Genomic DNA, 19271 nt, shown 5'->3' on the forward strand with positions numbered 1-19271 from the left:
CAGGGAGTGGGTACCGTCGGCGAACGGTGGGCACGGCTACACGAGGCGGGGTGGCGGGGCGATGACGGACGGGCACGAGGGGGGCCGTGCGGGCGGCGAGTGGTGGCGGGTCGACGGGCCGCGGCGGGTCCTCGGGCAGTCGGACCCGGAGCACCGGGGCGCTGAGGCCGAGGGGGAGAGCGTGTACGCCGCCGAGGTGCCCGCACAGGCCTCGGCCCCGTCCGCCGTACCTCTGGCGAAGCCCGCCGCGCCTTCGGCGAAGCCCGCCGCGCCGGCGGACGTGCGCTCGGAGGCCGAGTCGATGGCGCGCGGCGGACCGGCCGCCCACGGGTTCGGGGTGAGCGCCGCGGACTTCCCCGGCTGGGACAGCGTCACCTTCGACTTCGGCAGTGCCACGCCGCCCGCCGCGCCGTCCGTCCCGGACCAGCGCAAGGAGTCCGCCGACGGCGCGCAGCCGACCGCCGACGCCCCTCCCGCACCCGAGGGCGCTGCCGAGGGCGGGACCGGTGACCGGCCGCCGCGGGCCGCGGCCTTCCTGGCGGGCCGCCGCCCGTCGCTGCTGCTGCTGATCGCCGCGATCGCCCTGCTCGCGGGGGCGGTGACGGGGCAGATCCCGGCCATGCTGATCGGGTGGGCCGCCGCGTACCTCTCCAGCAGGCTGGGCGACTTCACCAAGAAGTTCGCGGTCTTCGGGATCCCGCTGATCACCATGACCGCTTCGACGGTCTGGTTCTGGGGACGGGCGCAGGGGCGTTGGGGCTCCCCGGTGGCTCCGGGCGAGCAGCTCAACCACGAGGCGTGGGCGGCGGCGCCGGGAGTGCTGCGCCTGGCGGCGGTGCTCTCGGCGCTCTTCCTGCTGGTCCTCAACCTGCGCCGCGGTCCGAAGGGCTGATCAGCCGCCCAGGAAGCGCTGGAGTTCGGCCAGGACGAGGTTGGCGCCGGTGTAGCCGATGCCCTCGAACCAGAGCTGGTCGTCCACCGGGAAGGCCCGGTGCGCCTTGACCGCGCCCAGCGCCTGCCAGCCGCCGCTCGCCAGTACGGCGGCGGTCCCGGCCCTGGCCGGATCGCCGTACGTGGAGTAGAGCAGCAGGTCGCCGTCGGCCTTGGCGATCTGGTCGGGCGGCACCTCGATGTCGAACTGGTCGACGTTCTGCGGGTCGGGCCGCCCGAGTCCGAGATCGGTGAGCAGCGTTCCGATGAAGTTCTGCTTGCCGTACAGCCGTACGTTCGGTGAGCCCTCGACGAACCGGACGATGCTGACCCGCTTCCCGGCCGAGCCCGCGTCGGAGATGGCCTGCGAGGCCTGGGTGACGTGCCGCCCGTACGCGCCGACGACCGCGGTGGCCTGCTCCTGGCGGCCGAGGGCCTGGGCGTGCAGCTGGAAGTTGGCCTTCCAGGGGTAGCCGGTGGTCTGGGTGAGGACGGTGGGGGCGATCCTGCGCAGGGTGTCGTAGGCGGCGCCGTCGCGGGTCTGGTTGCCGAGGACCAGCTGGGGGGAGAGCGCGGCGATCCTGGCGGGGTCGGGGCTGTCGACGGTGCCGACGGGGGCGATCGCGGCGCGCCAGGAGGCGGGCCAGTAGTCGGGCAGGCCGCGGTCGGCAGACGCGCGGGCGGCGCCGACGGGGGCGATGCCGAGGGTGATCGCCGAGTCGAGTTCGGCGGTGTCCAGGGCGACCACCCGGACCGGCGAGCCGGGGACCACCACCACGCCGGTGGCGGCGGTGACGGTCGTGCTGGGCATGGGCCGCGGGCTCGGCGGACCGGTGTCGGAGGCGGCGGGCGACGGCGAGAGCGGGAGACCGGGCGAGGGGCTGCCTCCGCCGGCGGCCGGACCGCCGGACGGGGAGGTGCAGCCGGACAGCGCCCCCGCGCCGAGCGCGGCCAGGCCCAGCAGGGCGGTGCGGCGGGAGGGCTGACGCGGCATCGGGCGCTCCTCGCGTGGTCGGTTGAAGCCGTGGTGGAGACGTCCGTGTTCGGGGACGCCGCGTTCGGGGACGCTGGGATCGGGGACGCTGGGATCGGGGACGGCCAGGCGAGGTGGTCACGGCCGGGCAGTCCGCCCAGTATGTCTGAATTGTCGCTAGGCCCTGGCGCACGCCGCCCGGGGCGCGCCCGGGATGGCCGCTCCCGTCTCGCGGTCGGCCCGGGCGGGGCCGCATCGCCCGGTAGGTCCGGGGTGAATCACCGCCCGCATACCCTGGGCCCATGGCTCTCACCGTCGGCTTCGACCTCGACATGACCCTGCTCGACACCCGCCCCGGGATCAAGGCCGCCTACCAGGCCCTCTCCGCCGCCACCGGCACCTGGATCGACAGCGACCTGGTGGTCACCCGGCTGGGCCCGCCGCTGGAGCAGGAGCTGGCGCACTGGTACCCGGCCGGGCGGGTGGCCGAGATGGCGACCCGCTACCGGGCCCTCTATCCCGAGTACGCGCTCCCCGGCACCCTGGTGCTGCCCGGTGCGCGGGAGTCCGTCGACGCGGTCCGGGCCAGGGGCGGCCGGGTCGCCGTGATCACCGGCAAGTACGAGCCGAACGCCCGGCTCCAGCTGGACTACATCGGACTCGCCCCGGACATCCTGGTCGGCGACACCTGGGCCGAGGGCAAGGGCGAGGCCCTGCGGGAACACGGCGCGGCCGTGTACGTCGGCGACCACCTCGGTGACATCCGGGGCGCGCGGGCCGCCGACGCGGTCGCGGTCGGCGTGACCACCGGACCGTACGGCGCGGCGGAGCTGGCCGAGGCCGGTGCGGACGTGGTGCTCACGGACCTGACGGAGTTCCCGGCCTGGCTCGCGGCCTTCGCCTGATCCCGGGCCGACGCCGCGGCCGGGCCCGACCGGCCTGCCACGTGGCCGGCCGGGTGCGCGGCCGAGGTCGACTACGCGGCCACGCGGCGGCGCTGGGCGCGCGCCGAGCGGAGCAGGCCGCCGAGGGAGAGCAGGAAGCCCGCCGGCATCAGCATGCAGACCCAGTACGCGATGCTCGGGAACCGCGGCAGGCCGAAGAAGAGCGGGACGAACGTCACGATGGTGGCGATCGACCCGACGAGGAAGACGATCGCTCCGGCCCGGACCAGTCCGTCGCCGGCGCTCGTGGTGCTGCTCATGCCCGTTCCTCCAGCCGGATCCGGTTCCGATCGACGGTTCAGTGTCGCAGACCCCTTCCTACCCCCGCCGATCGGCGGGGGTAGGCTCACCCCTGACGCTCAGGTCTCCCAGGAAACTCTCAGGCACTCTAGGAGGGATGCCGGTCTTCCGGCGGGGGTGTCCTCGGGTGAAGGCCGGGTGCCGCAGAGGCAACGGTGGAGCATGGTCAATGGTGGAGCAGGGGCGTAACGACGCATGGGTCTGACCAGTCACAAGGTGCTGGCGCTGTCCGCGCTGATCTCGGTTCTGGTGGTTGCCGGCACGGTCTGGGTGTGGCCCCGGCTCGCCAAGCGCTCCTGGGCCGCGGTCTTCGGCCGGCTGGGCACCATCGTGGGCACGCAGCTCGCGGTGATGTGCACGCTCGGCCTGGTGGCCAACAACTACTTCGCCTTCTACAGCAGTTGGGACGACCTGCTGGGCACCGGCAACGACGGTCCGGTGAACATCCAGAGCCAGCTCTCGGCTGCCAAGGGCCAGCCCGGCGTGCAGCAGATCTCCAACGAGAACGTGCGCGGCGCCAACACCGTGGGCCGTGACCCGCTGGTGGTCGGCAAGTTGGAGAAGATCCGCATCCCGGGCGCGAGCACGGGCCTGTCCACCGAGGGCTACGTCTACCTGCCGCCGCAGTACTTCCAGCCGGAGTACAAGGACAAGAAGTTCCCGGCGGCCATCGCGATCACCGGCTTCCCCGGCGACGCCAAGAACCTGATCACCAAGCTCAACTACCCCTCCACCGAGCTCCAGCTGATCAAGGACGGCAAGACCAACCCGACCGTCCTGGTGATGATGCGCCCGTCCCCGGCGATGCCCCGCGACACCGAGTGCGAGGACGTCCCGAACAGCACGCAGGCCGAGTCGTACTTCGCCAAGGACGTTCCGCAGGCCATCCGCAGCTCCTACCGGGTCGCCGAGGGGGCCGGCAGCTTCGGCGTGATCGGCAACTCCACCGGCGGCTACTGCGCGCTCAAGCTGGCGATGAAGCACCCGGACGTCTTCAGCGCCGCGGTCTCGCTCTCCGGCTACTACAAGGCCGCCGACGACGCCACCACCGGTGACCTGTTCGCCGGCAGCAAGGACCGCCGCGACCAGGCCGACCTGGACTGGCGCCTGGCCAACCTGCCCAAGCCGGCGGTCTCGCTGCTGGTCGGCGGCAGCAAGGAGGGCGACGGCGACTACTACCCGGCCACCAAGAAGTTCATCGCGGCCGCCAAGGGCAGCGAGACCAAGGTCGCCGCGATCACCCTGGACACCGGCGGCCACAACTTCAACACCTGGTCCCGGATGCTCCCCGCCTCGCTCGGCTGGCTGGGCCAGCACCTCAGCGTCCCCGCCTGAGCCCGGAACCCGGACTCCTCGGCGGACTTCCGGCGGCCGGACGCCTCCGTCACTGCGTGCAGTTCCTCGGGAACTGGGAGTTTCGGCCTCCCGTTGACCAGGGTATGCAGCCATCGCACGGGGCCGTCCGGACGCCCCGCTTTCCCGACGGGGGCGTGAGCCATGGACAGCGCGATGCCGCGCCCTGGCCGCGCCAGGCCCGGGGCGGCGGCCGATGCCTCAGCAGCGCACGCACCATCGGCGCACGGATCCCGGGCGCGGGGCCCCAGGCAACTCCCTGGCCCGCGGTGAGCGGTTGAGCCGCTGACGGATCATTAGTCTGCAGAACGAGTCCGGCCCGCTTGTCCGTGCGGTCGGTTCGCCATCCACCCGGTGATCGTCGGCCTCGGCGCCGAGATCGCCCCGCACCCACACCGAGGACTTTTCGAGATGCCCACCGGCCAGGTCAAGTGGTTCAACGAGACGAAGGGGTTCGGCTTCCTGTCGCGCGACGACGGCGGGGACGTCTTCGTCCACACCAAGGCGCTGCCCACCGGGGTCACCTCGCTCCGGCCCGGCCAGCGGGTGGAGTTCGGCGTCGTCGCCGGCCACCGGGGCGACCAGGCGATGGCCGTCACCCTGCTGGAGGCGCTGCCCTCGGTGGCCGTCGCCCAGCGCCGCAGCGCCGACGACATGGCACCGATCGTGCAGGACCTGATCACCACGCTGGACGCGGTGCTGCCCGGTCTCCAGCGCGGCCGCTACCCCGCGAAGCCCGCCGGACAGAAGCTCGCGGTGCTGCTGCGGGCGGTGGCCGACCAGTTCGACGTCTGAGCGGGCCACCGCCCGGCGGGCTCAGAAGGCCAGTGCGCCCGGGTCGATCGCCGGTACCAGTCCCTCGGCGGCGGCCCGGGTCAGCAGGCCGTGCACGGCCGCGTACCCGGCCTCGCCGAGGTCGCCGGTGAACTCGTTGACGTAGAGCGCGATGTGCTGGTCCGCCACGTCAGGGTCCATCTCCTGGGCGTGCTCCAGCACGTACGGCCGGGATGCCGACGGGTTCTCCCAGGCCAGCGCGACCGAGGTGCGGATCGCCGCACTGAGTTCGCGCAGCCGCTCGGCGCCCAGCGAGCGCCGGGCGATGATCGCGCCGAGCGGGATCGGCAGGCCGGTCTCCTGCTCCCAGGCCTCGCCCATGTCGGCCAGCCTGTGCAGGCCGTACTGCTGGTAGGTGAACCGGGCCTCGTGGATCACCAGACCGGCGTCCACCCGACCGTCCCGGACGGCGGGCATGATCTCGTGGAACGGCAGCACCACGATCTCCCCGAACCCGCCGGGCACCGCCTTGGCGGCCCAGAGCCGGAACAGCAGGTACGCGGTGGAGCGCTCGCTCGGCACCGCGACCCGGCGGCCCGTCAGGTCCGTACCGGGCTCGCGGGTGAGCACCAGCGGCCCGCAGCCCCGGCCCAGCGCACCGCCGCAGGGCAGCAGCGCGTACTCGTCCAGCACCCAGGGCAGCTGGCCGTAACTGATCTTCAGCACGTCCAGTTCCCCGCGCTCGGCGAGGCCGTTGGTGATGTCGATGTCCGCGAAGGTCACCTCGGGGGCGGCCGCGCCGGGGACCAGGCCGTGTGCCCAGGCGTGGAAGACGAAGGTGTCGTTCGGGCAGGGGGAGTAGGCGACCCGCAGCGGCTCAGCCATGTCCGACCTCCTGGAGCAGTTCCGGGTACGGCAGGTGGGCGAAGGCCCGCTCCAGCGCGCCGAGTGCCTCGCCGATGCGCCAGGCGGAGCGGTCGCGCGGGCCGACGGCGTTGGAGACGGTCCGCAGTTCGAACACCGGCACCCCGTGCCGGGCGGCGGCCTCGGCGACCCCGAAGCCCTCCATCGCCTCGGCCAGCGCGCGCGGGTGGCGGGCGGCGAGCTCGGCGGCCCGTTCGGCGCTGCCGGTGACCGTGGAGACGGTCAGCACGGTGCCGCGGGCGGCACCGAGCGCCTCGGCGGCGAGGCCGACGGCGGCCTGCACCGGCGTGTGGCGGACGCTGCCGAAACCCAGCTCGGCGACGTCCAGGAAACCCTCGGGAGTCTGTGCGCCCAGGTCGGCGGCCACGATCTCGTCGGCGACCACGACGGAACCGATCGGTGCGTGCGGGGCGAAACCACCCGCGATCCCGGCCGAGACCACCAGCTCGTACCGGTGCAGCCAGGGCAGACCCGCAGTGGCCGCCGCCACGGCCGCCGGGCCGACGCCGCCGGCCAGGACGTCCACCGGCACCCCGCAGGCGTGCTCGGCGCGGTGCAGCTCACCGCCGGGGACCGGCAGGGTCACGGCACCGTCCCCCAGCCCGCGCAGCACGGCCCCGGCCTCGGCGGGAACGGCGACGACGACCAGCAGCCGGACGGCCTGCGCTCCCGGCTGCTGGTCGTCGGACGGACGCCGCGTCACTGCGCGGTCGGAACGAAGTCCTTGTTCTTGAGGTCGAAGAACCAGGCGGCGATGATGTCGCCGGTCTTCGCGTCGTTCTCGACGACGGTGACCCGGGTGTTCTCGGAGCTGGTGGAGAGCAGCGCGGAGGCGGACTGCAGACCGGAGAAGGTCGAGCCGGTGCGCAGCGAGGCGATCTGGGCCTGGCCCTGGCCGCCGTCGGTCGCGGCCCACCAGCCCTTGTCGGCCACGTCCGGGTCGACGCCGACGCCGATCCGGTCAGTGCTGGTCACCTCGGAGGACGGCAGCTTGCCCTCGTCGCCGGCCTTCTTGGAGTCGGCCTGGCACTTGGCGATGGCGTCCTTGTTCAGCGGCTTGCCGTCGTTGTAGCAGGTCGGCCCGGCGTGGATGGAGGACCGGCCGACCACCAGGGTGGCCAGCGGGTGCTCGGGCTTGCCCTGGTTGCTGGCGTACGCGACGGAACCGACGACCGTGCCGGCGCCGATCACGACAACGGCGCCGACGGCGGCGATGACACGGGTGCTGAGGCTCATGGGCATGAATCTACCGGGCAGCGCCGATCAAGGTGCGCGCGGGTGGCCAAGTCCCCCCGCCCGTGTCATGTGGAACCGGCCCGCCCGGGGCGGGGGAACCCCACAGGGGCGCGGGGAACCGCGCGAAGCGGGGGAGGACTGCGTTCGCTCCGCTCCGGTAGGCCGGTCGCGGGACCCCCGGTGGAGTGGTGCACCCTGCTGTCCGCAGGCCCGGCGCGGTCCGGCGCCGGTGGGGGTCACGCGACCCGGGGCTGGGCGGCCGGGCCGCGCAGGCCGACCCTGAGGAGCGCCCGTACGGTCCACAGGAGCATCAGGCCGACCAGTCCGGCGGCCACCGAGAGGCCGAGTGCGCCGTCCAGCGGCAGCAGGATGCCGATCGCGCCACCCGCCACCCAGGCCAGCTGGAGCAGTGTCTCGGAGCGGGCGAAGGCCGAGGTCCGGACCGCTTCGGGGACGTCCCGCTGGATCAGCGCGTCCAGGGCCAGCTTGCCGAGCGAGGCGGCCACCCCGGCCGCGCCCGCCACCACGGCGACCGTCGGCAGGCCGTACCAGAGCGCCGCCGCCCCGGTGGCCAGGGCGGCCAGCAGCAGCATCACCGTCACGGTGGCCTCCGGGCCCCTGGTCCGCAGCCAGGAGCCGAGGACCGAGCCGAACGCGTTGCCGGTGCCGGCCGCGAGGGCGACGATGCCGAGGCTCACCGTCGGATCGAGGCCGCCCACCGGGTCCTCGCGCAGCAGGAAGGCCAGGAACATCACCAGGAAGCCGACCAGCGCGCGCAGCGTCGCCATCGCGCGCAGGGCGAGGATCACCGACGGGCCGACGGTCCGCAGGGTCGCCTTCTCCGGCAGCAGCGTGATCCCGTCGGGCAGCGCCGGGCACTCTTCGTCGGCGTGCAGGACGGCGCGCTGCTCACCCTTGGCGGAGTCCACCTCGTGCGGCAGGTGGAAGGCCATCAGGGTGCCGATGACGAAGACCAGGAAGGCCCCGCGCAGTGGCCAGCCGGGCCCGATCAGGTGCAGCAGCCCGCCGAGGCCAGCCGCCAGGCCGGTGGCCAGCAGCCCGGCCAGGGTCACCCGCGAGTTCGCCTTCACCAGCGACAGCCGCTGCGGCAGCAGCCGGGGCACCACCACGCTGCGCACCACGCCGTACGCCTTGGAGGCCACCAGGACGCCGAGGGCCTCCGGGTAGAGCGCGAGGCCGCCGTCGGCGACCGTGCCGGCCATGGTCCACGCCAGGACGGCACGGACCAGCATCGACATCGCCATCGCGGTGCGGCGGCCGTGCGGCATCCGGTCGAGGAGTGGGCCGATCACCGGGGCCAGCAGGGCGAACGGGGCCATGGTGATCAGCAGGTAGAGCGCCACCCGGCCGCGGGCCTCGCCGGTCGGGACCGAGAAGAAGATGGTCGAGGCCAGCGCGATGGTGATCAGCATGTCGCCGAAGGAGTTCAGCGCGTGCAGCTCGATCAGCTTCGCCAGGCCCGACTCGCCCGCTCCCTCGGCGGCCGTCGCCCGCCGGATCCGGCGGCCGGTGCCGTGCACCAGCCGGCCGGTGCGCAGCCCGGCGGCGGAGGCGCCGCGGACCAGCAGACCGCGGCGTCGGCCGAACCCCGTGAAGGGCTCGTCCACGAAGGGTTCGTCCTCGTCCGGGAACGGCTCGCCCGGGAACGGCACCGGCACGGGCGACTCGGGCGTGCCCGGGGCGGACGCGGGCGGTGGTGCGGGCGTCGCTGCGGTCGGCGACGCGGGCGGGAGGTTCGCTGCGGGCGGGGCGGATCCGTCCTCCGGCTGCGGCTCGGCGCCGTCCGCAGGGGGGACCTGGAGCTGCTGTCGCGGCACGCCGGCCGGCTCCGGGGCCTGACCCGGGGTGCCGTTGGCCTGCTGGTCGTGCAGTGCGTGCTGCGACGGGGTCTCGTCCGCCACGTACGTCATCCTGCCTGACAAACCCCCACCGTACGAGGGAACCGGCGCCAATCGGCGCGGCTCTGTCAGGAGCTCGGCACCGGACTGTCGGAGGGGGCCGACCGGCGGGTAGCCTGCAGTTCGCATGTGCGCAACCCGGTGGGCGGCGCGGTCGGTCCCCGCGAGGGTCCCGGGTCGCGCAGAATGGGGAGCACGGTACCCAGCGGGGCCGGAACTCGCGGCATGGTCCGGTGAAGGTTCTCGGAGCCTTCTTTCGGGAGCATCTCCCGGAGAGCTCTCCGAATCCGACCGCGACCGACGACCACGACGGACGACCGCGTGGCGCGGGCGACGGAACGCTGGCAAGGGACCGACGGCCATGGACCGTCGGCCATGGACCGCAGGCAACAGAACTGGGAGAGAATCGACGCCGTGAGTGCTGCGATGCGAAGCCGTACCCCCGACCGGCTCTGTGCCGAGGCCGTCGAACTCGCCCGCCAGGCTGCTGACGACGCCGTCGGCGCCGAGATCGTGGGCGCGCACCTCGGGACCCAGGCGGACGCCGACCGGGTGGTGACCCACACCTTCGAGTGCCTGGACGCCGCCTACCGAGGCTGGCACTGGGCCGTCACCGTGGCCCGCGCGCCGCGGGCCAAGAACGTCACCCTGGACGAGGTCGTCCTGCTGCCCGGCCAGGACGCGGTGCTCGCCCCGCAGTGGGTGCCGTGGAGCGAGCGGCTGCGCCCCGGCGACCTCGGCCCCGGCGACCTGCTGCCGACCGGCGCCGACGACCTGCGCCTGGAGCCCGGCTGGACCGGCGAGGACGAGCCCGCCCCGAACTCCGCGGTCGCGCTGGCCGCCGAGGAGGACGTGGTGGTCGCCGACACCGGCGTCCAGCCCGCGCCCGCCCGGGCCGAGATCGGTGCCGTCGCGGAGGAGCTCGGCATGGGCCGCCCGCGCGTGCTGTCCCGGCTCGGCCTGCACCTGGCCGCGGACCGCTGGGAGACCGCGTACGGTCCGCAGACGCCGATGGCGCAGGCCGCACCGGCGCACTGCACCAGCTGCGGCTTCCTGGTGCCGATCGGCGGCTCGCTCGGGCAGGCGTTCGGCATCTGCGGCAACGAGTTCGGTCCGGCGGACGGTCAGGTGGTCTCGCTCGCCTACGGCTGCGGCGGGCACTCCGAGGCCGCCGTGCTGCCGGCTCCGCCGGTGCCGTCCGAGCTGATCCTGGACGAGCTGAAGGTCGAGCCGCTCCAGCTGCACCCCGACCGCTCCAGCGGTTCGGTCGAGCCGGACGCCCCGGCCGAGGAGCTCGGCCACTCCTGACCCGTCGCGAGGGCGGGCCCGCGCCGCCGGGGAACCCGTGAGGTGCGGGGCCCGCGTGCGCCGGAGGACGCCGGTTTGCACCGGTCTCCCGGTGGGCGGGGTGCATCCGTCCCACCGGGGGCGCAGTGGCGCGGGGCCGGACGCGCGCCGCCGCGCGCGGGTTCCCGCCCCCTGACGGAGCGGCATCGATTCCGACGGGTCGGCCCCTGCCCGGAAGGCCGTTTCCGGCGCCCGGGGCGCCCCTGGTCGGTGGCGGGGCGTCAGGCGGGGGAGAATGCCCACCGTACGCAGGGCAGGGTGCAGACGGCGGAAGGCGGCAAGGCCAGTGGAGCCTCGGATCATCGGCAGCGGTACGGACGAACAGGCCCCCGATGTCTTCGACACGGCCGGGCTGCGCCACCGGGTCCTGCAGGCGTGGACGGCCGCTCCCGCACGGTTCCGCGAGGACGCCAACGCGGAGGAGGAGCTGGCCCTCGGCGGCTACCGCGACCGGCTGATCGTCGAGCTGGCGCAGAACGCGGCCGACGCCGCCGCACGGGCCGGTGCCGCCCCCGGACGGCTGCGGCTGACCCTGCGCGACGGCACCCTCGCCGCCGCCAACACCGGCGCGCCGCTGGACGCCACGGCGGTCGAGTCGCTCTCCACCCTGCGGGCCTCGGCCAAGCGCGCCGAGCGCCCCGAGGACTCCTCCACCGTCGGCCGGTTCGGCGTCGGCTTCTCCGCCGTGCTCGCCGTCACCGACGAACCCGCCGTGCTGAGCACCCACGGCGGCGTCCGCTGGTCGCTGTCCGAGGCGTACGCGCTCAGCGAGGCCCGGCCCGAGCTGGCCGAGGAGCTGCGCCGCCGCGAGGGCCACGTCCCGCTGCTGCGGCTGCCGTTCCCCGCCGAGGGGGCCGCGCCCGCCGGGTACGACACGGTGGTGGTGCTGCCGCTGCGCGACACCGCCGCCGAGGACCTGACCCGCCGGCTGCTCGCCGAGATCGACGACGCCCTGCTGCTCACCCTCCCGGGTCTGGCCGAGGTGGTGGTGGAGACCCCGGACGGCACCCGGACGCTCACCCGGGCCGCCGCCCCGCAGCGGCCCGACGGCATCACCACCGTCACCCTCACCGACAACGGCGCCGAGACCGTCTGGCAGACCGTCACCCTGGCCGGGGCCACCGCTCCCGAGCTGCTGACCGACCGGCCCACCGAGGAGCGCGCCCGCCCGTACTGGACGGTGACCTGGGCGGTCCCGGTCGGCGCGGACGGGACCCCGCAGCCGCTGCGCACCCTGCCGGTGGTGCACGCCCCCACCCCGAGCGACGAGCCCCTCGGCGTGCCCGCCCTGTTGATCGCCGGGTACCCGCTGGACCCGACCCGGCGGCACGTCGCGCCGGGCCCGCTGACCGACTTCCTCACCGAGCGGGCCGCCGACGCGTACACCGACCTGCTGCGCGCCCGGGGCGCGGACCTCGGTTCGCTCTCGCTGGTGCCGGGGCCGCTCGGGCAGGGCGCGCTGGACAACGCGGTGCGCACGGCGATCATCGGGCGCCTCCCCGGTACGCCGTTCCTGCCGCACCCGGCGCCGGTGGAGGAGGGCACGCCCGCGCTCCGGCCGCGCGACGCGACACTGCTGGAGGGCGCGGACCACTCGGTGGTCGAGGCGCTCGCCCCGATCTTCCCCGGGCTGCTCCCGGCCGGGCTGGAGCGCCGCAGCGAGCTGCGGGTGCTGGGGGTGCGCCGGGTGCCGCTGGCCGAGGTGGTGGACCAACTCGGCGGCCTGGAGCGGGAACCCGCCTGGTGGCGCAACCTGTACGCGGCGCTCGCCGGGGCCGACCCGGAGGCGCTCGGCGCGCTGCCGGTCCCGCTCGCCGACGGTCGTACGATCACCGGGCCGCGCCGCGTCCTGCTGCCGTCCGATGCCGCCGACTGGGCCGGGTACGAGGGCTACCCCGACGCTCTCGCCGACGCCCTCGGCATGCTCGACCTGCGCCTCGCCCACCCCGAGGCCGCCCACCCGCTGCTGGCCCGGCTCGGCGCCGGAACCGCAACCCCCGCAGGGGTGTTGGACACCCCCGAGGTGCGCGCCGCGGTCGCCCGTTCGCTGGAACTCGGCGAGGACGACTTCGACGCCGCGGTCGATCTCGCGGACGCCGTCCTGGCCCTGGTCAAGGCCGCCGAGGCCGCGCCCGGCGAGCACCCCTGGCTGGCCCGGCTCGCCCTCCCCGACGACGAGGGCGAACTCACCCGCGCCGGTGAGCTGATCCTCCCCGACAGCCCGCTCGCCGCCCTGGCCCGCGAGGACGACGCCGGCTACGTGGACGAGGACCTGCTGGAGCGCTGGGGAGCCGAAGTCCTCGCCGCGGCAGGTGCGTTGAGCACCTTCGTGCTGGTCCGCGCCGAGGACGTGGTGCTCGACCCGGACGACCTGGAGCGGCTCGACCCCACCGCCCCCGCCGACCGTGCCGCCGGCGGCCGCCCCACCGGCCTGCTGGACGAGGCCCCGGACGGTCTCGCCGAATGGTGCGAGGACGCCCTGGAGGCCCTGCACATCGACGACGGCGGGGAGTTGGGCGTGCCGCCGGTCGCCGCCGAGCTGCTGGCCGTCCGCGACCTGGACCTGATCGACGACGAGGCCTGGCCCGAGGCGCTCGCGCTGCTGGCCCGCCCGCCGTACCGCGACGCGGTGGTCAACCCCGTGCGCACCCTGCTGCCGGACGGCTCGTACACCGACCTGCCGCCGTACACCGCCTGGTGGCTGCGCGATCACCCGGTGCTCGGCGGCCGCGAGCCCGCCGGGCTGCGCGCGGCCGGGGCCGACCCGCTGCTGCGCGGCCTCTACGAGGAGGCCCGCACCGGCCTGGACGAGCCCTTCCTGCACGCGCTGGGCGTGCGCACCACGCTGGCCGCGCTGCTCGCCGAGCCGCACGGGACGGACGAGCTGCTGGACCGCCTCGTCGACCCGTCCTCGCGCGTCTCGCACCGCCAACTGCACGGCATCTACAGCGCGTTGGCCGCGCTTCCGGCCGATCGGGTGGAGCCGCTGGACGAGGTGCGGGCCGTTCCGCCGCTGGACGCGGACACCGGCCGCCGCCCCGACGGCACGGTGATCGTGGACGCCGCCGACGCGGTCGTCGCGGACGCCCCCGACCTGGTCGAGCTCCTGCACGACCACCCGGTGCTGCCCGTCGCCCCCGAGCGGGCCGCCGAGCTGGCCGAGCGCCTGCACGTCTCGCTGGCCAGCGAGGTCGCGGGCGGCCGGGTCCTCTCCGAAGGCACTCTGCACCGGACCCCGGCCGTGGTGCGGGAGTTGCTGCCCGGCTGCCCCGCCGTGTACGAGGAGCACGAGGACCTGCTGGTGGTCGGCCCGGACGGCGAGGAGGCCGCGATCGGCTGGCGCTGGGACACCGCCGCCACCGCGCCCGAGCTCCCGTACGACCCCGAGGACACCGAGGCGGCCGACGAGGACGACGAGTTCGAGGTGCCGCCGGTGCCGGGACTGCTGCACGCCGCCACCCCCGAGGGCCTGGCCGCCGGGCTGGCCTGGTCGGTCGGGCAGTGGCACCGCCGCTTCGAGGTCCTGGCCGCCCTCGCCGAGCCCGACCGGGCCTACGAGCTGCTGGCCGCCCGGGACTTCGAGTCCTGAGCCGTGTGCCGGGCCCGGAGCCGGCGGTACGTCAGTACCGTGGTCCCGAGCCCGGCGGCGGCGGCCGGCACCAGCCACCACCTCGGCTCGCTGGTCGCCGACCCGCCGGCCACCAGCCACAGGCCCAGCAGCACCAGCAGTGTCACCACGAGCCCGCCGCAGAAGGCGATGAACGCCTCCAAGTCCCCGTCCCGCTCCGCCATCGCGCCCCCTCGTTCCACCGGGATCCTTCCAAGCCGGGGCGAGGGGTAACCCTCGGGGGCGCGGGGAACCGCGGCCGGGTCAGGGCCCGTCGGTCCGGCGGACGACGAAGCGCCAGACGACTTCCAGCAGGACCCCCGCGGTCACGGCGATGCCCACGCCGACGAACGGGTCCCGGGTGCCGACCAGGGAGAGCTGGAAGAAGTCCGACAGCCACGGCACCCACAGGACCAGCGCGAAGGCCGCCGCCATCGTGCCGATCAGGGTCAGCCGCCACCAGTTGTAGGGCCGGGCCACCATCGCCAGTACCCACATCGCCACCAGGAAGAGCGTCAGGGTGGCCACACTGGTGTCGGCCTTCAGATCGGTCGCGTGGTCGGCCCGCGCCAGCATGTACGCGGTGAAGGTGGCGGTGCCGGCGATCACGCCGCCCGGCACCGCCAGCCGCAGCACCCGCCGGACGAATCCGGTCCTGGCCCGCTCGTTGTTGGGTGCCAGGGCCAGGAAGAAGGCGGGGATGCCGATGGTCAGCGAGCTGAGCACGGTGGAGTGCCGGGGCAGGAACGGGTAGGGCACGTGGCAGCTGACCACCAGCAGGGCCAGCAGCACCGAGTAGACGGTCTTCACCAGGAAGAGGCCGGCCACCCGTTCGATGTTGCCGATCACCCGGCGGCCCTCGGCGACCACCGAGGGCAGGGTGGCGAACCTGTCGTCGAGCAGCACGATCTGGGCCACCGCCCGGGTCGCCTCGCTGCCCGACCCCATGGCCACGCCGATGTCGGCGTCCTTGAGCGCCAGCACGTCGTTGACGCCGTCACCGGTCATCGCCACCGTGCGCCCGCGCTCCTGGAGCGCGCCGACCAGGTCGCGCTTCTGCTGCGGGGTGACCCGGCCGAAGACGGTGGTCCGGTCGGCGACCTCGGCCAGTTCCGCGGACCCGCTCGGCAGCGTCCGGGCGTCCACCGGGTGCTCGGCGCCCGGCAGGCCCAGGTGGGAGGCGACCGCGCCGACCGAGACCGCGCTGTCGCCGGAGATCACCTTCGCCTCGACCCGCTGGCTCTCGAAGTACCGCAGGGTGGCGGACGCGTCCTCGCGCAGCCGCTGCTGGAGCACCACCAGGGCGAGCGGGTCCAGCCGTCCCGCCGGGTCGGGCGCGTCCAGCGGGAGCGGTGAGCGGCCGAGCAGCAGGACCCGCAGGCCCTTGGCGCCCAGCTCGTCCACCTCGTCCAGGGCGGGGTGGTCCGCGGGCAGCAGGACGTCGGGCGCGCCGAGCAGCCAGCTGGCCTCGGTGCCCTGCGGCTCCAGGAACTGCACCCCGCTCCACTTGCGGGCCGAGGAGAACGGCACGGCCTCCAGCACCCGCCAGCCGTCCTCCCCGTCCGGGGTGCCGTAGGCGTCGATCACGGCCCGCATGGACGGATTCGGGCGGGCGTCCGCGCGGCCCATCGCGCCGAGCGCCTGCTGCAGCGCGGCCGGTTCGGCCGGGGCGCGCCAGAGCCGGGACTCGTCCGGTGCGGAAGTGCCCGGTGCGGCGGTGCCTGGCGCGGAGGTGCTCGGGGCAGCGGCCGAGGGGGCGAGCGGGCGCAGCTCGACCACGTCCATGCCGCCTTCGGTGAGGGTGCCGGTCTTGTCCAGGCAGACGGTGTCCACCCGGGCCAGGCCCTCGATCGCGGGCAGTTCCTGCACCAGGCACTTGCGGCGTCCCAGCCGCACCACGCCGATCGCGAAGGCCACCGAGGTCAGCAGTACCAGGCCCTCGGGCACCATCGGCACGATGCCGGCCACCATCCGGCGGACGGCCTCCCGCCAGTCGTGCCGCTCCACCGCCAGCTGGCTGACGATCAGGCCGATCGCCGCCGGGACCAGCAGGTAGGTGATGAACCGCAGGATGCTGTCGATGCCGCTGCGCAGCTCGGAGCGGACCAGGGTGAACCGGCTCGCCTCCTCGGCCAGCTGCGCCGCGTACGCCTGGCGGCCGACCTTGGTCGCGGTGAAGGCGCCGGCCCCGGCCACCACGAAGCTGCCGGACATCACCGGGTCGCCCGGGTGCTTCAGCACGGCGTCGGGTTCGCCGGTGAGCAGGGACTCGTCGATCTCCAGGCCGTCCGCCTCGGTGACCAGGCCGTCCACGACGACCTTGTCGCCGGTGCCGAGCAGCACGGTGTCGTCCAGCACGATCTCGGCCACCGCGATCTGCCGGGCGGCGCCGTCCCGGCGGACCTGTGGTCTGGCCTCGCCGATCAGTGCCAGGCTGTCCAGGGTCCTCTTGGCACGCAGTTCCTGGATGATGCCGATGCCGGTGTTGGCGACGATCACCAGGCCGAACAGCCCGTCCTGGATGGGTCCGACGACCAGGATGATCGCGAACATGATGCCGATGATCGCGTTGAAGCGGGTGAAGACATTGGCCCGGACGATCTCGCGGACCGAGCGGCTGGACCGGACCGGTACGTCGTTCACCCGGCCGCGCGCGACCCGGTCGGCGACCTCCTCCGCCGTCAGCCCGCCCCGGCGGTGGGAGCCGAGCCCGGAGGAGTGGGCGCCCGGAGCTGTCGGACCCTGGCCGGTGGGGTCCGCGGTCTCTTCCGCCGGATGCGTCATGGGACCGACTGTAGGCGGGCGATTTGTCCGGTGCGCCCCCCTGTGGGGCGATTCAGTCCAACCGAGTGGCGGGGGGCTCGGGGGCCTCGGCGGCCGCCTCGCTGCGCCTGATGGCGTCCCGGCGGGCGCGGCAGTACCAGAGTCCGATCAGCCCGAGACAGCCGCCGGCCAGGCAGATCCAGGGCCAGTTGCCGTGCCCGCTGCGGTCCAGCGCGCCGTGGAACGGCAGCAGCACCAGGAAGGCGACGAACCACAGCACCGTGCCACCGCCGACGATCATGACGTCGTTCGCTTCGAGCGGCGGGGGAGAGGGGCGCAGCGGGGTCTTGGGCATGGCCCCAAGCGTACGGGGGCGGCGGTCGGGAGGAGGAGAGGCGGGTGGCCGGTCAGGGCTCCGGCCGGCCGGTCACCGCTGGTCGGCCGTCGACCGGCTGCCGGCTGGTCAGTGGTTCGGCCGTCGACCGGGCGCCGGTCGATCAGTGAATCGGCCTCAGTGGTTCGGCCGTCGACCGGCCGGTGATCGTAAGGGCTGCCTTCTACGCGCGAAGATGGCGCGTGCACGACCGAGGAACACATACTTGAGGTTCCGGTTAGCTCCGGCGTGTTGCCTTGACCGCGCGGTCGCTCCCGGCGGACCCGGCCACCGTCGCACCGGGTACCCCTCCTCCTCCGCCCCCACCCGACGAGGACCACCCGTATGTCTCCGCTGGCCCAGCCGACCTCCAAGTCGCCCGAGCCTCCCCAGGACGCCGCGCTGTCCCCCGAGAGCGCCGTGGACCGCTACTTCCGGATCTCCGAGCGGGGCTCCAGCCTGCCGCGCGAGATCCGCGGCGGTGTCGCCACCTTCTTCACCATGGCGTACATCCTGGTGCTGAACCCGATCATCCTCGCCAGTGCCACGGACCTCGACGGCGCTCACCTGAGCAGTGGCCAGCTGGTCACGGCGACCGCCCTCACCGCCGGTCTCACCACCCTGCTGATGGGTGTCATCGGCAACGTCCCGATCGGTCTGGCCGCCGGTCTCGGCGTCAACACCATCGTCGCCCTCCAGCTCGCACCGAAGATGACCTGGCCCGACGCCATGGGCATGGTCGTGCTGGCCGGTTTCGCGATCATGCTGCTGGTCGCCACCGGCCTGCGCGAGCGGGTGATGAGTGCGGTACCGCTCGGTCTGCGGAAGGCCATCGCGATCGGCATCGGCCTGTTCATCGCCCTGGTCGGTCTGGTCGACTCCGGCTTCGTCAGCCGGATGCCGGACGCCGCCCACACCACCGTCCCGCTCCAGCTCGGCGGCAACGGTCACCTCAACGGCTGGCCGGTGCTGGTCTTCATCCTGGGTCTGCTGCTCACCCTGGTGCTGCTGATCCGCAAGGTGCCCGGTGCCATCCTGATCTCCATCGCCTCCATGACGGTGGTCGCGGTCGTCATCGACAAGGTCGCGACGATCCCGGCCCTGCACTGGGGGCTCACCGTCCCGGCCTGGCCGGGGAACCCGGTCGCCGCGCCGGACTTCGGCCTGGTCGGCAAGGTCAGCCTGTTCGGCGGCTTCCACCAGGTCGGTGTGCTGACCGGGGTGCTCTTCGTCTTCACCGTGCTGATGTCCTGCTTCTTCGACGCGATGGGCACCATCCTCGGTGTCGCCGACGAGGCGCACCTGCTGGACGAGAACGGCGACCTGCCCGGGATCAACAAGATCCTGATGGTCGACGGCGTCGCCACCGCCCTCGGCGGTGCCACCTCCTCCTCCGCCAACACCTGCTTCGTGGAGTCCACGGCGGGTGTCGGCGAGGGCGCCCGTACCGGCTTCGCCTCGATCGTCACCGGCGGGCTCTTCCTGGTAGCCCTGTTCCTGACCCCGCTGGCCACCATGGTCCCCGCCCAGGCGGCCACCCCGGCGCTGGTCACGGTCGGCTTCCTGATCCTGGCGAACTCCATCCGGGAGATCGACTGGAGCGACTTCACCATCGCCATCCCGGCCTTCCTGACCATGGTGATGATGCCGTTCACGTACTCGATCACCAACGGCATCGGCTTCGGCTTCATCAGCTTCTGCATCCTGCGCCTGGCCGCCGGTCGCGGCCGGTCGGTGCCGGTCGCGCTGTACGCGGTGGCGGCGGTGTTCGCCTTCTACTACCTGATGCCGGCCCTCGGCCTCGGCTGAGAGGGGTGCGGAACCGTTC

Annotated in this window: 16 protein-coding genes; 7 read left to right on the plus strand and 9 right to left on the minus strand. The window is 74.1% G+C overall.

The features are described from left to right. Positions 1 to 61 precede the first annotated feature (61 nt). Positions 62 to 892, plus strand: a complete 831-nt coding sequence (locus tag ACFC1R_RS14385) for a hypothetical protein (RefSeq protein ID WP_375938032.1) — start codon at positions 62 to 64, stop codon at positions 890 to 892. On the opposite strand, the gene ACFC1R_RS14390 is transcribed toward ACFC1R_RS14385, so the two are convergent. Continuing rightward, positions 893 to 1924, minus strand: a complete 1032-nt coding sequence (locus tag ACFC1R_RS14390) for an ABC transporter substrate-binding protein (RefSeq protein WP_375938035.1) — start codon at positions 1922 to 1924, stop codon at positions 893 to 895. Between the two features lie 281 nt (positions 1925 to 2205). Between ACFC1R_RS14390 and ACFC1R_RS14395 the strand changes: the two genes are divergently transcribed. Beyond that, the gene (locus ACFC1R_RS14395; RefSeq protein ID WP_375938037.1) at positions 2206 to 2808 is read left to right on the plus strand and encodes an HAD family hydrolase; all 603 of its coding nucleotides are present in this window, start codon (positions 2206 to 2208) and stop codon (positions 2806 to 2808) included. 71 nt (positions 2809 to 2879) lie between these two features. Here the strand turns inward: ACFC1R_RS14395 and ACFC1R_RS14400 are convergent, their stop codons facing one another. Next, positions 2880 to 3107 carry a hypothetical protein gene (locus ACFC1R_RS14400; protein WP_375938040.1) on the minus strand — a complete coding sequence of 76 codons (228 nt, stop codon included), beginning with the start codon at positions 3105 to 3107 and terminating at the stop codon, positions 2880 to 2882. Positions 3108 to 3342: 235 nt separating this feature from the next. Here ACFC1R_RS14400 and ACFC1R_RS14405 point away from each other — a divergent pair, with 235 nt between their 5' ends. Together ACFC1R_RS14405 and ACFC1R_RS14410 are read left to right on the plus strand one after the other, a co-directional pair. Further along, positions 3343 to 4482, plus strand: a complete 1140-nt coding sequence (locus ACFC1R_RS14405) for an alpha/beta hydrolase (RefSeq protein WP_375938043.1) — start codon at positions 3343 to 3345, stop codon at positions 4480 to 4482. A 429-nt stretch (positions 4483 to 4911) separates the two neighbouring features. Then, positions 4912 to 5295, plus strand: a complete 384-nt coding sequence (locus tag ACFC1R_RS14410) for a cold-shock protein (RefSeq protein WP_375938046.1) — start codon at positions 4912 to 4914, stop codon at positions 5293 to 5295. A 21-nt stretch (positions 5296 to 5316) separates the two neighbouring features. Here ACFC1R_RS14410 and ACFC1R_RS14415 read toward each other — a convergent pair whose 3' ends face one another. The 4 genes from ACFC1R_RS14415 to ACFC1R_RS14430 form a co-directional block, all read right to left on the minus strand. Then, entirely contained in the window at positions 5317 to 6159 is an 843-nt protein-coding gene (locus ACFC1R_RS14415) for a 1,4-dihydroxy-6-naphthoate synthase (protein WP_375938049.1), read from the minus strand. Continuing rightward, the gene (locus ACFC1R_RS14420; protein ID WP_375938052.1) at positions 6152 to 6901 is read right to left on the minus strand and encodes a futalosine hydrolase; all 750 of its coding nucleotides are present in this window, start codon (positions 6899 to 6901) and stop codon (positions 6152 to 6154) included. Before ACFC1R_RS14420 ends, ACFC1R_RS14415 begins: the two co-directional genes overlap by 8 nt. After that, a complete protein-coding gene (locus ACFC1R_RS14425) occupies positions 6898 to 7434 on the minus strand; it encodes a hypothetical protein (protein ID WP_375938055.1) in 537 nt (178 codons plus the stop codon). The genes ACFC1R_RS14420 and ACFC1R_RS14425 overlap by 4 nt, the downstream gene beginning before the upstream one ends. Before the next feature lie 236 nt (positions 7435 to 7670). Then, complete coding sequence (locus ACFC1R_RS14430; RefSeq protein WP_375938126.1) at positions 7671 to 9062, minus strand: MFS transporter; 1392 nt, start codon at positions 9060 to 9062, stop codon at positions 7671 to 7673. Positions 9063 to 9779: 717 nt separating this feature from the next. On the opposite strand from ACFC1R_RS14430, the gene ACFC1R_RS14435 reads away from it, so the two are divergent. Further along, positions 9780 to 10661: a DUF3027 domain-containing protein gene (locus tag ACFC1R_RS14435; RefSeq protein WP_375938129.1), complete on the plus strand. Its 882-nt coding sequence runs from the start codon at positions 9780 to 9782 to the stop codon at positions 10659 to 10661. 325 nt (positions 10662 to 10986) lie between these two features. Next, positions 10987 to 14289 (plus strand): sacsin N-terminal ATP-binding-like domain-containing protein, encoded by a 3303-nt coding sequence (locus ACFC1R_RS14440; RefSeq protein WP_375938058.1) that lies wholly within the window; start codon positions 10987 to 10989, stop codon positions 14287 to 14289. Here ACFC1R_RS14440 and ACFC1R_RS14445 read toward each other — a convergent pair. From ACFC1R_RS14445 to ACFC1R_RS14455, 3 genes are all read right to left on the minus strand, one after another. Beyond that, positions 14253 to 14510 (minus strand): hypothetical protein, encoded by a 258-nt coding sequence (locus tag ACFC1R_RS14445; RefSeq protein ID WP_375938061.1) that lies wholly within the window; start codon positions 14508 to 14510, stop codon positions 14253 to 14255. The genes ACFC1R_RS14440 and ACFC1R_RS14445 overlap by 37 nt on opposite strands. Positions 14511 to 14571: 61 nt before the next feature. Continuing rightward, positions 14572 to 17091 carry an HAD-IC family P-type ATPase gene (locus ACFC1R_RS14450; protein WP_375938064.1) on the minus strand — a complete coding sequence of 840 codons (2520 nt, stop codon included), beginning with the start codon at positions 17089 to 17091 and terminating at the stop codon, positions 14572 to 14574. A gap of 52 nt (positions 17092 to 17143) precedes the next feature. Continuing rightward, on the minus strand, positions 17144 to 17425 hold the full coding sequence (locus ACFC1R_RS14455) for a DUF2530 domain-containing protein (protein WP_375938066.1): 282 nt from the start codon (positions 17423 to 17425) through the stop codon (positions 17144 to 17146). 363 nt (positions 17426 to 17788) lie between these two features. Between ACFC1R_RS14455 and ACFC1R_RS14460 the strand changes: the two genes are divergently transcribed. Next, positions 17789 to 19252, plus strand: coding sequence for an NCS2 family permease (locus ACFC1R_RS14460; protein ID WP_375938069.1), 1464 nt, complete (start codon positions 17789 to 17791; stop codon positions 19250 to 19252). Positions 19253 to 19271: the final 19 nt, after the last annotated feature.

Origin of the sequence: Kitasatospora sp. NPDC056138, from assembly GCF_042264695.1 — a bacterium.
GTDB lineage: Bacteria > Actinomycetota > Actinomycetes > Streptomycetales > Streptomycetaceae > Kitasatospora.

Coding starts and splice junctions, on each gene's coding strand:
- ACFC1R_RS14435 (WP_375938129.1), top strand. CDS start 9,780: ATGCGAAGCCGTACCCCCGACCGGCTCTGTGCCGAGGCCGTCGAACTC.
- ACFC1R_RS14390 (WP_375938035.1), bottom strand. CDS start 1,924: ATGCCGCGTCAGCCCTCCCGCCGCACCGCCCTGCTGGGCCTGGCCGCG.
- ACFC1R_RS14395 (WP_375938037.1), top strand. CDS start 2,206: ATGGCTCTCACCGTCGGCTTCGACCTCGACATGACCCTGCTCGACACC.
- ACFC1R_RS14425 (WP_375938055.1), bottom strand. CDS start 7,434: ATGAGCCTCAGCACCCGTGTCATCGCCGCCGTCGGCGCCGTTGTCGTG.
- ACFC1R_RS14385 (WP_375938032.1), top strand. CDS start 62: ATGACGGACGGGCACGAGGGGGGCCGTGCGGGCGGCGAGTGGTGGCGG.
- ACFC1R_RS14460 (WP_375938069.1), top strand. CDS start 17,789: ATGTCTCCGCTGGCCCAGCCGACCTCCAAGTCGCCCGAGCCTCCCCAG.
- ACFC1R_RS14405 (WP_375938043.1), top strand. CDS start 3,343: ATGGGTCTGACCAGTCACAAGGTGCTGGCGCTGTCCGCGCTGATCTCG.
- ACFC1R_RS14450 (WP_375938064.1), bottom strand. CDS start 17,091: ATGACGCATCCGGCGGAAGAGACCGCGGACCCCACCGGCCAGGGTCCG.
- ACFC1R_RS14410 (WP_375938046.1), top strand. CDS start 4,912: ATGCCCACCGGCCAGGTCAAGTGGTTCAACGAGACGAAGGGGTTCGGC.
- ACFC1R_RS14455 (WP_375938066.1), bottom strand. CDS start 17,425: ATGCCCAAGACCCCGCTGCGCCCCTCTCCCCCGCCGCTCGAAGCGAAC.
- ACFC1R_RS14415 (WP_375938049.1), bottom strand. CDS start 6,159: ATGGCTGAGCCGCTGCGGGTCGCCTACTCCCCCTGCCCGAACGACACC.
- ACFC1R_RS14400 (WP_375938040.1), bottom strand. CDS start 3,107: ATGAGCAGCACCACGAGCGCCGGCGACGGACTGGTCCGGGCCGGAGCG.